Origin of the sequence: Streptomyces sp. NPDC048484, assembly GCF_040651415.1 — a bacterium.
In the GTDB taxonomy this organism is placed as follows: domain Bacteria; phylum Actinomycetota; class Actinomycetes; order Streptomycetales; family Streptomycetaceae; genus Streptomyces.
In genome coordinates this window covers 95,797-110,395 of sequence record NZ_JBEZJY010000014.1, presented here as the reverse complement: position 1 = coordinate 110,395, position 14,599 = coordinate 95,797, and the positions used below count along the sequence as shown (strand labels likewise).

The window sequence follows — 14,599 nt, the reverse complement described above, 5'->3', positions numbered from 1 at the left end:
GGTTCACCCGGCAACTCACACGCCGGCACCCACATCACACGCCTGCCCCCGCAGGGCCCGCGCCAGATCATCTCGAGCCTCAAGAACCAACCGCCGAAGCGCAGGCGCAGCCTCCCGACGGGAGGCAAGCCACGCATCGGCCGCCGCAAGCGTCCCCGGCGAATCCTGCAGCGCCGGGAACAGCCCCCGCACCACATCCATCCCGATCTGGATGGACCGCTCCTCCCAGACCCGCTCGATCACCTCGAAGTACTTCGAGGCGTACGGAGCGGCCAGTTCCCGGTGCGACCCCTGTGCGAACCCGGAGATCGTCGCCTCGGCCAACGCGTTGGACAGCGAGTCCGACTCGACCACCACCGCCCACGCCTGCGCCTTGACCGCCGCGGAGGGCCGTGACGCCAGGCACCGCACCTGATGCCGCTTGCCGGACGCGGTGTCGTCCCGGGCCAGTTCGGCGGCGAGCACACCCTCGTCCGCGACCCCGTGTGCGGCGAGCGGTCCGAGGAACGCCCAGCGCAGCTCCTGGTCTACCTCCAACCCGTCGATCTTCGCGGTGCCCTCCAACAGGCCCCGCAGTAGCTGGAGATCGGCCTCGCTCGACGCGACCGCCGCGAAGAAGCGCGCCCACGTCAGCTGGTGCTGGCTGCCGGGCCCGGCGAGCCGCAGCTCACGCAGTGCGCCCTCGGCGAGCAGCCGCCCGACGGTGTCCCGCCTCTCGGGCGCCACGTAGAAGGTGAGCGCGGAGTTCGCCCACGCGTGCAGCGTCTGGAGCACGCCGATGTCCGACTCGCGGCCCGCGAAGCGCAGCACCAGGTCGACGAAGTCCCGGGCGGGCATGAGCGCGTCGCGGGTCAGGTTCCACAGCGCCGACCAGCACAGGGCGCGGGCGAGAGGGTCGGTGATGTCGCCGAGGTGGGCCCGCAGCGTGTCCAGCGAACCCTCGTCGAAGCGGATCTTGCAGTACGTGAGGTCGTCGTCGTTGACGAGGACCAGCTCGGGGGCGTCCGCGCCGGCCAGTTCGCCGACGACCGTGCGCGGACCGTCGACGTCCACCTCGGCGCGCGCGTACCGCACGAGCGAACCGTCCGCGCCCTCCCGCCGGTAGAGGCCCACCGCCACCCGGTGCGGGCGCAGCTCGGGATGCGACTCGGCGGCCTCCTGCAGGACCGACAACTCGGTGACACGGCCCTCCGCGTCGAGAATCACCTGAGGCGTCAGGGAGTTGACGCCGGCAGTCTGCAGCCAGGACCGCGACCAGGTCGCCATGTCGCGCCCGCTCGTCTCCTCCAGCGCCGACAGCAGGTCACCGAGGCGCGTGTTCCCGTACGCGTGGCGCTTGAAGTAGCGGCGGGCGCCCTCCAGGAAGGCGTCCCGGCCCGTGTACGCCACCAACTGCTTGAGGACCGAGGCCCCCTTGGCGTACGTGATCCCGTCGAAGTTGAGCTTGGCGTCCTCCAGGTCGCGGATGTCGGCGGTGACCGGGTGCGTGGAGGGCAGCTGGTCGGCGCGGTACGCCCAGGCCTTGCGGTTGTTGGCGAAGGTGATCCAGCCGTTCGTGAAGCGGGTCGCCTCGACCAGCGAGAGCGCGCCCATGAAGTCCGCGAAGGACTCCTTGAGCCACAGGTCGTCCCACCACACCATGGTCACCAGGTCGCCGAACCACATGTGGGCCATCTCGTGCAGGATCACGTTCGCCCGGCGCTCGTACGACGCCTGGGTCACGTTGCCGCGGAAGATGAACTCCTCGCGGAACGTCACACAGCCCGGGTTCTCCATCGCGCCGAGGTTGTACTCCGGCACGAACGCCTGGTCGTACTTCCCGAACGGGTACGGGTAGTCGAAGTGGTCGTGGAAGAAGTCGAGGCCCTGCTTGGTGACCAGGAAGACGTCGTCGGCGTCGAAGTGCCTGGCGAGGCCCTTGCGGCACAGCGCGCCGAGGGGGATCTCCAGCCGGCTGCCGTCGTCCAGGACACGCTCGTACGAGTCGGTCACATAGTGGTAGGGGCCGGCGACGACAGCCGTGATGTACGTGGAGATCGGCTTGGTCTCGGCGAACGTCCAGAGACCGTCGGAGAGTTCACCGACGCCGTTGCTCCACACGACCCAGCCCTCGGGGGCCCGCACCTCGAAGCGGAAGGGTGCCTTGAGGTCGGGCTGTTCGAAGTTCGCGAAGACGCGGCGGGAGTCGGCCGGCTCGTACTGCGTGTAGAGATAGACCTCGCCGTCCTCCGGGTCGACGAAGCGGTGCATGCCCTCACCGGTGCGGCTGTAGGCGCACTGGGCGTCGACCACCAGTTCGTTGTCCTCGGCCAGGTCCTCCAGGAGGATGCGGGAGCCGTCGAAGACCGCGCCCGGGTCGAGGTCCCTGCCGTTCAGTGAGAGGGCCGTGACGCTCGGCGCGATCAGGTCGGCGAAGCTCGTGGCGCCCGGCTCGGCGCTGCGGAACCGGATGGTCGTCACCGACCGGAAGGTGCGCGGCTCGGCGTCCGTCCCGCCGACCGCGGAGCGCAGGTCCAGGGACACCTCGTACGCCTCGACGGACAGCAGTGCGGCCCGCTGGCGGGCCTCGTCGCGGGACAGATTCTCACCGGGCACGGGCGGCACTCCTTCGTGGCGTCATGGGTATGCGTGAACAGGAAGGATCCTGTCATGCGCCTCTGACACGGGACACCCGGGAATGGCACGGACGACCGATCTCGTTGAGTCTGGAAGCAGCACTGTTGAGTCTGGAAGCAGCACTCAGGACTCCTGACGCCGAAGACGCCGGCTACGCCCCCACGAAGGAGAACCATGCCCGAGCCTCTGTCCGATCCCCTGTCCGAGCAGACCTCCGCCAAGACCCCCGTCGACTTCTGGTTCGACCCGCTGTGCCCTTGGGCGTGGATGACCTCGCGATGGGTCCTGGAGGTGGAGAAGGTCCGGGACATCGAGGTCCGCTGGCACATCATGAGCCTCGCGGTACTGAACGAGCCGAGGCTGGACGAGCTCCCCGAGGACTACCGCAAGTCGATGTCCAGCACGGCGTGGCAGCCGGTCCGCGTGGTGACCGCGGCCTGGCAGAAGCACGGCGCCGAGGTCCTCGGCCCGCTCTACACCGCGCTCGGCAACCGTTTCCACAACGAGGGCCAGGGCGCGACGATGGAAGCGATCGCCGGCGCGCTCGACGAGGTGGGCCTCCCCGCGGACCTGATCGACTACGCGGACCAGACGGACTTCGAGTTCGAAGCCGAGTTGCGTGCCTCCCACAAGGAGGGCATCGACAAGGTCGGCCAGGATGTCGGCACGCCTGTCATCGCTGTCCCCGGCGCCGACGGCGAACAGATCGCGATCTTCGGCCCGGTCGTCACCCCGGCACCCAAGGGCGAGGACGCCGCCAGGCTGTGGGACGGCACGCTCCTCGTCGCCTCGGTGCCGGGCTTCTACGAACTGAAGCGCACGCGCACGAAGGGCCCGGACTTCAGCAACCTGTGAGGCAGTCCTGTGAGGTTGCGGGGACTCACTCGGGCTCGGGCATCTTCCGGGGAGGGTCGAACGGTTTGTCGACGTACGCGTACCGGATGTTGCGGCAGTCGCGGTCGCCGGTGACGCAGATCCAGTAGTCGTCGACGAACGCGTTGTCCTTCTGTTTGTCGGCGAGTTTCCGGATCACGTTCCGTTCCCGGTCGTCCTTCGGCTGGCGGTGCGGCTCATAGGTGCCGCAGGTGTAGCAGCGAAATGTCCTCGGCATCCCGTAACCATCACCCGGAGTCCCCCGTACCGGAAGTACCGGAAGGCCTCGGTTGAACCTGCCGTCCGCCGATCGGTGGACCCCGGGGACGATCGGTGGACCCCGGGGATGGGGAAAACCCCCGCGAGTCATGTCCTCGCGGGGGGTCTTCCGTTCATCCGCCTGCCTGCGTGAAAGGTGAGAAGACGGTCACGAGGCAGGACGCTTCGGGTGTTCTGCGGGGGTGCTGAAGGCGCTCCGCGGGTGCCCTTCGGCCAGCCTCCGGACCCTTATTGCGAGTGTCTTGCAAATGCATTCTAATAGCAAGAGAGTGAAGCGGCGTGCTCGAGCGCGCAGAAGGGCCCTCGCGCGAACCGTCCTCCGCGCGAGGGCCCTTCCATGGCCGGTGATCAGCGGCCTGAGCTCCCGTCAGCTCCTGGCACGCGCCCTCTGCCGGGCGTATCCGACCGCCGCCAGGAGCAGCGTCAACCCACCTGTCGCGTACAGCTGCACCCGCGTGTCCGGCTCCCTCGCCATCAGTACGAAGATCGCCAGCATGCCCGCCAGCGCCACCCAGGTGAGCGCCGGGTACGCCCACATCCGTACGACCAGCTTCTGCGGAGCCTCCCGTTCCAGCCCGCGCCGCAGCCGCAGCTGCGAGACCGCGATGAAGATCCAGACGACCAGGATCACCGCCCCGATCATGTTCAGCAGCCAGGGGAAGACGTCGTCGGGCCGCCAGTAGCTGAGCAGCACACAGCCGAAGCCGAACACGGAGGAGGCCAGCACGGCGACGCGCGGCACCCCGCCGGACACCCGGCCGAGCGCCCGCGGCCCCTGGCCCCGCTCCACCAGCGAGTACGCGATGCGCGAGGCCCCGTACACATTGGCGTTCATCGCGCTCAGCAGCGCGACGAGGACGACGACGTTCATGAGCGATCCCGCGCCCGGGATGCCGAGGTGGTCGAGGGTGGCGACGTAGGGGCCGTTCTCGACGACGGCCTGCGAGTCCCACGGGACGAGCGTCACGATGACGGCCATCGAGCCGATGTAGAAGAGCGCGATGCGCCACATCGCCGTGCGTACGGCGCTCGCGACTCCCCGGACCGGGTCCTCGGACTCGGCCGCGGCGATCGTCACCGTCTCCAGGCCGCCGTACGCGAAGACCGAGGCCAGCAGGCCGATGACCAGCCCTTCGCCGCCGTTCGGCAGGAAGCCGCCGTCACCGGTGAGGTTGGTGAGGCCGGGGGCGTCCGAGCCCGGCAGCACTCCGGCGATCGCCAGCACGCCGAGAATCAGGAACAGGGCGATGGCGCCCACCTTCAGTGCGGCGAACCAGAACTCGAACTCGCCGAAGTTCTTCACGGCGGCGAGGTTCGCGGCGCAGAAGGCGACCATGAACAGGGCCACCCACGCCCACTCCGGCGTTCCGGGCAGCCAACCGGTCATGATCTTCGCGGCGCCGATCCCCTCCAGGCCGACGGCCGTGCACAGCAGCACCCAGAACGACCAGCCCGCGGTGAACCCCGCCCACGGCCCGATGGCCCGCTCGGCGTGCGCGGAGAAGGAACCCGACGACGGATACGCGGCCGACATCTCGCCCAGCATCCGCATCACCAGCATGACGAGGAGACCGGAGACGGCGTACGCGACGACGATGGACGGGCCGGCGGCGGCGATCCCCGCCCCTGAGCCGACGAACAGGCCCGCGCCGATCACCCCGCCGAGGGCGATCATCGACAGATGGCGCTGCTTGAGACCGTGCGAGAGCGAGGCGTCGGTGCCGGGAGCGATGTCTTGAGTGGTACGGGACATGAGTGGGGTGGTCCCTTACGTGCGACTGGGCAAAAACGCCCACAGTCTGGGCGGCCCCCACGCTCACACGAAGAGGCCGTCCAGTATGCGGACACGCCCGGCACCCAGGGTGAAACCCCGACTACACGGTCCCGACAACGCGGTCCCGACAACACGGTTCCGACTACACGTTCCTGACTACGCGACCGAGGTGTAGTGCGAGGCGTCGCCCGTGATCGAGTAGCTCTCCTTGCCCTCGATGCCGACCGGCACGCCACCGGCGACCGTCACCCGGTTCAGACGGCGCGGCAGCGCAGCCGTCGGGAAACCCATCCCACCTCAGTGACCAGCATCACGGCCCCACGGGTGTGCACGGCACCCTTTGTCAGAGGTGCACCAACCCCCGCTTCCCCCCTTTGTCGACCGCTGACGGTGATCGACCCAACCGGCCTGGGATAGCGTCAAAGCGTCCCGCCGCCCTCATCCCCGCCGGAGCCCCCATGACCACCGCCGTCGCCCCCGCCCGCCCGCGCCAGGTCCTCGCCGACCTCCTCCCCGCCTCCCGCGTCAGGGACATCGCACTCGTGGCGGGCGGCGCCGCGCTCACCGGCCTCGCCGCCCAGATCGCGGTGCCCGTACCGGGCTCCCCGGTGCCGGTGACCGGCCAGACCTTCGCCGCCCTGCTCGTCGGCACCGCGCTCGGCGCCGGCCGCGGCCTCTCCTCCCTCGCCCTGTACGCAGTGCTCGGCCTGGCCGGTATGCCGTGGTTCTCCGAAGGAACCTCCGGCGCCACCGCGTCGTTCGGCTACATCCTCGGCATGCTGCTCGCGGCGACCGTCGTGGGCACGCTCGCCCGCCGTGGCGCCGACCGCTCGGTCGTCCGCATGGCGGGCGCGATGCTGCTGGGCGAGGCGATCATCTACGCGGTCGGTGTCCCGTACCTGGCTGTCGTCGCCGACATGACGGCGGCCCAGGCCGTGGCGGCGGGCCTCACCCCGTTCCTCATCGGCGACGCCGTCAAGGCCGTGCTGGCGATGGGCGTGCTCCCCACGGCCTGGAAGTTCGTCAAGCGCGAGGGCTGACGGCCAGGTTGTAGTTCCTGCGGAAGAGGCTCGCCGGGTCGTACGGCGACTTCAGCCCGGCGAGCCTTTTGTGCGTCCGCGGGTCATACAGGCCCTGCACCGGTTCCGCGCCGCCCCACCCCACCTCGACCTGCGAGGGGCGTCTCCGTGCGGGCCTGAGGACGGACGGGACCTACGACTCGCTCCCCCCGAGCCCGGGTCGCCGCTGTGTCCACCACAGACCCACCGCTCCCGCGGAGATGAGTGCGGCGCCCACCGCGCCCAGCGGCAGAACCTGGTCGGCCGGCCCGGTCCTGGGCAGATCCTCGCCCCCGGTCTTGTCGCCGGCCTTGTCACCACCCGGGGTGACCGGGCTGTTGTCGGTGCCGAGCAGGAGAGGCGTCGCGGGGGCGTTCGGCGCGGGGTTGTTCGCACCGAACGGAACCGGGCCCTGCTGCCAGAACGTCTTCTTGCCGTCGGTGTCCTGGACGGGCAGGCAGATCTTGCCCGCCTTCTTCAGATCGTATGTCGCGTCCGCGGCGTACGATTTCGACTTTCCGGCGGCCAGATTGTCGATGGCGCAGGCGTAGCCGCTGTTCGACCCCTCGGGGAGATCCTTCTCGGCGATTTCCGAGCATCCCTCGACGCTCTTGACCGAGAGACCATCGAATCCGACCACGAGCAGTCGAATTTTGCCGCTCTCCTTCGTTCCGCTGTTCTTTACCGTGGCGGTGATCGCCGTTTCCTGCGAACTGTTGTCGACGTTGATCTTCTCGGGAAGTGAGGTCGTCAGCTTTACGCCTGCGGGCGCTTCGTCAATGACCTTCCCTCCCTTGCCGCTCATCGGTCCCGGATCGTCCGCCCCGGCGGAGAAGGAAAAGATCATCACCGCCGAGAAAGATGCAGTGAGCAGCGACCCCGTGGCGATCGTCGTGCGACGAGAACCCATGTTCGTCCCCCTTGTATCCCCGTGTCTGCGCCTGAATTCGCAGTACTTGAAGAGGTACCACAAGATTTCTCCGGACTATGCTGGTGCGGTGCAAAGTTGTGGACATTGTGCTTCTTTGCGGTTCTTCTGGGGCACGTGTTGAAGGGGGGCATGGGGGTGCCGGGAATAACGAGGGGCGGTATTCCGGGGTTGCTGGTGACAGGTCGATACCGACTGGTCGAGAGTATTGGCCAAGGAGGAATGGGGCGGGTGTGGCGAGCCGCCGACGAAACACTCGACCGACAGGTCGCCGTCAAGGAAATGCGCATAGACGGTGTGGACCAGGAGGACGCCGGCACCCGCCGCGAACGGACCCTGCGCGAGGCCAGGGCCACCGCCCGGATCGACCATCCCAGCGTGGTGCGCGTGTACGACGTCGTGGACGAGGGCGAGCGCCTGTGGATCGTGATGGAACTGGTCGACGGGCGCTCCCTCGAACGGGTCGTGGCGGAGGACGGGCCGCTGAGTCCGCGTGACGCGGCCAGGATCGGACTCGCACTCGTGGCGGCGCTCGGCCAGGTGCACGCGGGCGGCGTTCTGCACCGGGACATCAAGCCGGGCAACGTCCTGGTCGAGCGGCGCGCCGGCCGGGTCGTGCTGACCGACTTCGGCATCGCCGCCATCCAGGACGCGGAAGCCCTGACCATGGTCGGCATGCTGGTCGGTTCCCCCGACTACATGGCACCCGAGCGGATCTCCGGCCGTCCGCAGGGTCCGCCGTCCGACCTCTGGTCCCTGGGTGCCACCCTCTGCGCGGCACTGGGTGGCCGTTCCCCTTTCTCCCGGGCGACGACCCTCGCGACCCTGCACGCCGTGCTGTACGAGGAGCCCGAGATCCCGCCGGCGGCGGCGGGGGCGTTGCGGGAAGCGCTCACCGCCCTGCTGAAGAAGGATCCGGCGGAACGCCCCGGGCTGGAGGAACTGGTCTCGCTCCTCGCCCCGGCGGCGGACGGCAGCACGGGGACGGCGGCGCCGGCTGTCGCTGCCCCCGGCGCTGGCCCTGACCCCGGTCATGGCCCCGGCTCAGGCCCTGGCCTCAACTCCGGCTCCGGCCCCGGCTTCGGCTTCGGCGAGGGGGAGACCCCGCCGGAGGCGACGCCCATGCTGACGCCCGCACCGGCACTCGTTACGGAGCCGGTGCAGGACGCCGTCCCCGTCGCACAGGACGCCGTACCCGTTGAAGTGGCAACGCCCGCCGAGCCGGAGCCCCCAGCCCCCGAACCGCCCCCGGCACCGGAGACACCCGGCCCCGCCCCCGGCGTCGAGAACACATCCTCCGAAGCCCCGCTCGAAGGCACCCCCGAGCTCCCCTCCGCGGGCGCGACGCCCGCGCACCCGTTCCGCGCACCGGGAATCAGGCTGGAGCGGACGCAGGCACCGGAGCCGTTGGAATCAACGGCACCAGAAGCATCAGTACCGGAAGCATCAGTACCGGAATCAGCCATACCGGGGCCGACGGAATCACCCGACTCGTCGAGCCCGCCGAGCCCGCCGTCCTCGCTGCCCCCGCCACCCGAAGGCAGCGTTGAACCGCCCAGGCGTCCCCGGGTCACCCCGGTGCCGACCGGCGAACCGCTCGGCCCCGCCGGCCCCGCCGGGCCGGTCGGCCCGCGCCGCACCGAGAGCTGGACTCGTGGCCGTAAAGGCCTCGTGGCCGCCGTGGGCGTGGTCGTCGCCGGAGCCCTCGCCGGTCTGCTCATCCCGATGCTCGGTGGGTCGCCCGGCGGCAAGGACAAGGCCTCCCCGTCCTCTTCCGCCTCCGGCGGGAGCAGCGCGCCCCCCACCGTCGCGGGTACCGCGCGCCCGGCGGGCTCCCGCACGGAGGCCGGTATGTACGCCTGGGTGCCGCCCGACGGCTGGGACCGCGTGGCGCAGAGCGGCGCCGAGGTCCACTACACCTCACCCGACCGTAAGCAGGAGATCCTGGCCAACGCGTCCCCGGCCCGCGGCAACCTGATGGACCAGTGGGAGAAGACGGAGAAGAGCACCAGCAAGGGCCTGGACTACCAGCGGATCCGTCTGGAGGAGACCACGTTCCGCGGGAACCCCGCGGTCGTCTGGGAGTACACGGTCACGGCCAAGGGACTGCCCTGGCACGCCCGCCTGCTCGGCTTCGACACCGGCGGCAAGTCCTATGAGCTCACCACCTGGTACCGCCCGGACATAGAGGACCGGGCGCGCCGCGTCTACGACAACATCCGGAACAGCTTCACTCCCCTGTGACCGCACACGACGACGCCTCCGCGGAATCAGGACCAGGACCGCGAAGGCGTCGTACGGGACAGCGGTGGAGCGGTGGAGTGGTGATACGGACAGGTGTCAGACCTGCTTGGCGTCCGGGGCGTCCGGCGCGTCAGATGTGTCCGACGCCGCCACGCCCTCCGGGAGTCGTTCCTTCCCGCGGCGCACCTTCTCCAGCACCAGCGCGATGCCCACCACGACGGCCGCCACCAGGAGCGACAGCAGGACCGTCTTGCGGCCGTCGTGCTCGGTGTCGGTGAGCATGTAGCCGAGTACGAAGACGATCACCGCGATCGTCGCGTACGTCAGATACGGATACAGCCACATCCGCACGACCAGCTTCTCCGGCGACTCGCGCTCGATGATCTTCCGCATGCGCAGTTGCGAGAGACAGATGACGAGCCACACGAAGAGGGCGACCGCGCCGGAGGAGCTGACCAGGAAGAGGAAGACCGAGTCGGGGAACTCGTAGTTGAAGAACACCGCGACGAAGCCGAAGGCGACCGAAGCGAGGATCGCGGTCATCGGGACGCCACGGCTCGTGGTGCGGGCGAAGGCCTTCGGTGCGTCACCGCGCTGACCGAGCGAGAACGCCATACGGGAGGCCGTGTAGAGGCCGGAGTTGAGACAGGACAGGACGGACGTCAGCACGATGAACTTCATGATCTCACCGGCGTTCGGGATGCCGAGCGAGTTCAGGGCGGCGACGTACGAGCCGTCCTTCTGGATGGCTGCGGAGTCCCAGGGAAGAAGCGTGACGACGACGAAGATCGAGCCGAGGTAGAAGACGCCGATGCGCCAGATGACGCTGTTGGTGGACTTGGTGATGGCGCGCTGCGGGTTCTCCGACTCGCCGGCCGCGAGGGTGGCGATCTCGCTGCCCATGAAGGAGAAGACGACGAGCAGGATGCCGGTGAGGATCGAGCCGGGCCCGTTCGGCAGGAAGCCGCCGTGGGCCGTGAGGTTCCCGAGGCCGGCGCTGTCGGTGTCGGCACCCGGGAGTGCGCCGAAGACCGCGAGCCCGCCGATGACGATGAAGACGCCGATCGCGACGACCTTGATCCCGGCGAACCAGAACTCGAACTCCCCGTACGAGCCCACGGAGACCAGGTTCGTCGCGGTCAGTACGAACATGACGATGAGCGCCCAGCCCCACTGCGGCACGGCCGGGACCCAGCTCTCCAGGATCACCGCGCCCGCCGTGGCCTCGATCGCGAGCACGACGACCCAGAAGAACCAGTACAGCCAGCCGATCGAGAAGCCCGCCCACCGGCCGAGCGCCCGGTCGGCATGCGCGGAGAACGAGCCCGAGGTCGGATTGGCGGCGGACATCTCGCCGAGCATCCGCATCACGAGGACGACCATCGTTCCGACGAGGGCGTACGACAGCAGAATGCCGGGGCCCGCGGTGGCGATACCGGAACTGGAACCGACGAACAGGCCGGCGCCGATGACTCCGCCGATCGCGATCATCGACAGGTGACGGTTCTTGAGCCCGGCCTGAAGGCCGTCGCCGGGTTTTCCAGGACCTTCGGGGCCGTTACCGGCCTTCGTCAGGGTCGGCTGCGAAGTCATGGGCGGTGTTCCTTTGCGCCGGGGACTGTGGGGGGAGGTGGGGCGAATGGGGAGAGGGGACTGTGTGGGGGCTGCTGATCGCCACGGTCCACCCGGGGATTCCCGTACGAGCGGTGTACGGGTGGTGGATATGAGGTGTGGCGAGCCGGTCCAGTGAATCCCAGGCGAATGGATTCTTGAACCTTTGAATCCAGATTGTTACTTGAGCTTTCCATGAGCTTCCGTAGTGTTACTCACACTTTTCCGGCAGCCCCCTCGCGGCATTTCGTGCGCCTGCCCCGACGGGGCCGATCCGAAACAGCCGTGTCACACTCGGACCATGCGCGTGTACCTCGGCTCCGACCATGCCGGTTTCGAACTCAAGAACCACCTCGTCGAGTGGCTCAAGTCCTCGGGGCACGAGCCCGTCGACTGCGGGCCGCTCATCTATGACGCCCTGGACGACTACCCGCCGTTCTGCCTGCGTGCCGCGGAGCGTGCGGCGGCCGACCCCGAGGCCCTGGGTGTCGTGATCGGCGGGTCCGGGAACGGTGAGCAGATCGCCGCGAACAAGGTCGAGGGGGTGCGGGCCGCTCTCGCGTGGAGCGCGGAGACCGCCGCGCTCGGGCGACAGCACAACGACGCCAACGTCGTCGCCGTCGGGGCGCGGATGCACTCGGAGGAAGAGGCGACGAAGTTCGTCGAGACCTTCCTCAACACGCCGTTCTCCGGCGACGAGCGCCACATCCGCCGGATCGACATGCTGTCGGCGTACGAGACGACGGGCGCCCTTCCGGCGATCCCGCCGCACCACCCGCAGGGCTGAGGACTCACTTGCCCGGGGGTCGGTCCCCAAACGTCCGGCCCCCCCCGGCACGTCCGGCCCCCCCCGGCACGTCCGGCCCCCCCCGGCACGTCCGGCCCCCCGGCACGTCCGGGCCCCCGGCACGTCCGCCCCCCCCCGAACGCCCGGTCCGCGACCGCCGGACGGGCCGAACGCTGTCGACCAGGAGGTCCGCGTGCCCGAGGGGCACACCATTCACCGGCTGGCCGAGGACTACCTCGCCGCCTTCGGTGGCCGCAGGGCACGCGTCACCAGCCCGCAGGGCAAGTTCGCCGACGCCGCGGCCCTTCTGGACGGCACGCCGCTCACCACGGCGGAAGCCCACGGAAAGCACCTCTTCCTCCGCTTCGGGACGGAGGACTGGACCCACATCCACCTCGGCCTCTTCGGCAAGGTGAACTTCGGGGGTGTCCCCGCGCCCCCGCCCACCGACACGGTCCGCCTCAGGCTCATGAACGACACCGCGTACGTGGATCTCCGCGGCCCCACCACCTGCACCCTGATCGCGGACGCGGAGAAGCAGGCGGTACACGACCGCCTGGGCCCCGACCCGCTGCGCCGGGACGCCGAGCCGGCCCGCGCGTACGCGCGCGTCTCCCGCAGCCGTACGACGATCGCCGCCCTCCTGATGGACCAGAAGGTCATCGCGGGCGTGGGAAACGTCTACCGCGCGGAGGTCCTCTTCCGTCACGGCATCGATCCGTACCGGCCTGGCAGGGACATCACGCCGTCCGAGTGGGACGCGATGTGGGCGGACCTGGTGGTGCTCATGCGCGAAGGGGTCCGCAACAACCGCATCGACACGGTCCGCCCGGAGCACGAACCGGACGCGATGGGCCGCCCGCCGCGCAAGGACGACCACGGCGGCGAGGTCTACGTGTACCGCAGGGCCGACCTGCCCTGCCACATCTGTGGCGGCGAGATCCGCACCGCCGCTCTCGCCGCCCGCAACCTCTTCTGGTGCCCCACCTGCCAGAAGGCCTGAGAGCCTGTGTCACATCCCCGGCCGCCTCAGAAGCCGTGCGGCAGCCAGGGAGCCACGACGGAGGCGAAGCCGAGCGAGGCCTCCGCGAGGGCGCCCTGGCGCAGCTCCCGCACCCGTCCCGCCGCGGCCAGCGAGGCGAGGGACACGCCACCGAGATAGGCCGCCCCCAACTCCCGTACGGACAGACTGAGATCGGCCGCGTCGGCGGTCCGCGCGCAGGACGCCCCCTTCGTGTCGCCCGTGAGCCGCCAACGCCCCTCGTTCCAGGGGCAGAAGGCGTCCACGACATCGAGCACCACGTCCACCGGTGCCTGATATGTCCGCGCCTCAAGCGCCGCGCCGACGTCCACGAGCCGCACATGGAGCGAGTCCCGCGGTGCCACGCCGCACCGCCGGTTGTCGGAGACGAGATGCTGCCAGGCGTCGTCCAGGGGCCTGTTGTACGTCTTCACCGTCGACGTCAGATCGATGTCGAAGAGATGCCGCCACAGCGCCGCGTACGCAGCCGGGTCCAGCGCCTCCAGATCGCGCAGCTCGACCGTGCCCTTCGGCCCGGCCGCGTCCCAGTCCGGCTTGTTGAAGTAGCGCGCGTAGCCCACGACTTCGTCGCCCCGCCGCGCGAGCACGCACTGCAGCGGCGACGCGCCCTTCCGGTCGCTCTCCGGGTCGAGCAGCGGCAGCCGCTCCCAGCCTGGCCGCCGCTCCAGCATCCCGGGCCGGGTCGCCACCTGTCGCGCGTACACCGCCTCGCAGGCGTCGCGCACGTCCGGCGCGTCCGGTTTCACCAGCCGCAGCCGTACGTCGTCCGTGCCGTCCGGCACCGAAAGACGCACCCGGGTCGTGTCGATCTCGGCGCGCAGCTGCTGGGTCGCGATGCCGTAGCCGAAGCGGCCGTAGATGGCCGGTTCCGATGCGGTGAGCACGGCGAGCGGCTCGCCCCAGGACCGTACGTCGTCCAGTTGGCGCCGCATCATCGAGGTCAGCACCCCGCGCCTGCGATGCGTCGAGGCGACGCTCACCATCGTGACGCCCGCGGCCTGCACGGCGGCGCCGCCCGGGACCGTGACCCGGAAGGTGAAGGCGCCGGCCGTGCCCACGCACTCGTCACCGTCCCAGACCCCGATGGAACGGTCGTGCTCCGTGAGGTCGCTCCACAGAGCCCGCTCCTCGGGGGATTCCGGGACCCCGCCGAACGCCAGCTCCAGTTTCCTGTACCACTCGTCCCAGTCCGCCGGACGCAGCACGCGCAAGTCTGTCGTCATGTCCCCATGCCTACCAGGGCAATCCGGGATCAGCGACTGGATTTCTCCCAGCCCGGGGGCGGCAGGTCCTCATCCGGCCGTACGCTCTGCGAGGACCGGGTTTCCCTGTGACTTCCGTCCCCGGACGGGGGACAAGTGGGACCTCCCGTGCCAAGCACCTGGTC

11 protein-coding genes and 1 pseudogene are annotated in these 14,599 nt (G+C 69.7%); 5 read left to right on the top strand and 7 right to left on the bottom strand.

Features of this window, described 5'->3' with window-relative positions:
- Nucleotides 1–15: 15 nt before the first annotated feature.
- Complete coding sequence (pepN, locus tag AB0D14_RS16380) at nucleotides 16–2,595, bottom strand: aminopeptidase N (protein ID WP_362779183.1); 2,580 nt, start codon at nucleotides 2,593–2,595, stop codon at nucleotides 16–18.
- Between the two features lie 219 nt (nucleotides 2,596–2,814).
- Between pepN and AB0D14_RS16375 the strand changes: the two genes are divergently transcribed.
- The gene (locus AB0D14_RS16375; protein WP_362779342.1) at nucleotides 2,815–3,471 is read left to right on the top strand and encodes a DsbA family protein; all 657 of its coding nucleotides are present in this window, start codon (nucleotides 2,815–2,817) and stop codon (nucleotides 3,469–3,471) included.
- A 25-nt stretch (nucleotides 3,472–3,496) separates the two neighbouring features.
- On the opposite strand, the gene AB0D14_RS16370 is transcribed toward AB0D14_RS16375, so the two are convergent.
- The 3 genes and pseudogenes from AB0D14_RS16370 to AB0D14_RS16360 form a co-directional block, all read right to left on the bottom strand.
- Nucleotides 3,497–3,727 carry a hypothetical protein gene (locus AB0D14_RS16370; protein ID WP_362779180.1) on the bottom strand — a complete coding sequence of 77 codons (231 nt, stop codon included), beginning with the start codon at nucleotides 3,725–3,727 and terminating at the stop codon, nucleotides 3,497–3,499.
- Between the two features lie 408 nt (nucleotides 3,728–4,135).
- Nucleotides 4,136–5,521 (bottom strand): amino acid permease, encoded by a 1,386-nt coding sequence (locus tag AB0D14_RS16365; RefSeq protein ID WP_362779177.1) that lies wholly within the window; start codon nucleotides 5,519–5,521, stop codon nucleotides 4,136–4,138.
- A gap of 177 nt (nucleotides 5,522–5,698) precedes the next feature.
- Nucleotides 5,699–5,812, bottom strand: a pseudogene (locus tag AB0D14_RS16360) (TauD/TfdA family dioxygenase); the annotation flags it as partial.
- 188 nt (nucleotides 5,813–6,000) lie between these two features.
- Here AB0D14_RS16360 and AB0D14_RS16355 point away from each other — a divergent pair.
- The gene (locus AB0D14_RS16355) at nucleotides 6,001–6,582 is read left to right on the top strand and encodes a biotin transporter BioY (protein ID WP_362779175.1); all 582 of its coding nucleotides are present in this window, start codon (nucleotides 6,001–6,003) and stop codon (nucleotides 6,580–6,582) included.
- A 172-nt stretch (nucleotides 6,583–6,754) separates the two neighbouring features.
- On the opposite strand, the gene AB0D14_RS16350 is transcribed toward AB0D14_RS16355, so the two are convergent.
- Complete coding sequence (locus AB0D14_RS16350) at nucleotides 6,755–7,510, bottom strand: hypothetical protein (RefSeq protein WP_362779173.1); 756 nt, start codon at nucleotides 7,508–7,510, stop codon at nucleotides 6,755–6,757.
- Between the two features lie 150 nt (nucleotides 7,511–7,660).
- Here AB0D14_RS16350 and AB0D14_RS16345 point away from each other — a divergent pair, with 150 nt between their 5' ends.
- Nucleotides 7,661–9,772 (top strand): serine/threonine-protein kinase, encoded by a 2,112-nt coding sequence (locus tag AB0D14_RS16345; RefSeq protein WP_362779171.1) that lies wholly within the window; start codon nucleotides 7,661–7,663, stop codon nucleotides 9,770–9,772.
- 96 nt (nucleotides 9,773–9,868) lie between these two features.
- Here the strand turns inward: AB0D14_RS16345 and AB0D14_RS16340 are convergent, their stop codons facing one another.
- Nucleotides 9,869–11,365, bottom strand: a complete 1,497-nt coding sequence (locus AB0D14_RS16340) for an amino acid permease (protein WP_362779170.1) — start codon at nucleotides 11,363–11,365, stop codon at nucleotides 9,869–9,871.
- 319 nt (nucleotides 11,366–11,684) lie between these two features.
- On the opposite strand from AB0D14_RS16340, the gene AB0D14_RS16335 reads away from it, so the two are divergent.
- On the top strand, nucleotides 11,685–12,170 hold the full coding sequence (locus AB0D14_RS16335) for a ribose-5-phosphate isomerase (RefSeq protein ID WP_362779168.1): 486 nt from the start codon (nucleotides 11,685–11,687) through the stop codon (nucleotides 12,168–12,170).
- Nucleotides 12,171–12,363: 193 nt separating this feature from the next.
- A complete protein-coding gene (locus AB0D14_RS16330; RefSeq protein ID WP_362779167.1) occupies nucleotides 12,364–13,173 on the top strand; it encodes a DNA-formamidopyrimidine glycosylase family protein in 810 nt (269 codons plus the stop codon).
- A 26-nt stretch (nucleotides 13,174–13,199) separates the two neighbouring features.
- Here AB0D14_RS16330 and AB0D14_RS16325 read toward each other — a convergent pair whose 3' ends face one another.
- Nucleotides 13,200–14,435: a GNAT family N-acetyltransferase gene (locus AB0D14_RS16325; RefSeq protein ID WP_362779165.1), complete on the bottom strand. Its 1,236-nt coding sequence runs from the start codon at nucleotides 14,433–14,435 to the stop codon at nucleotides 13,200–13,202.
- Between the last annotated feature and the right edge of the window lie 164 nt (nucleotides 14,436–14,599).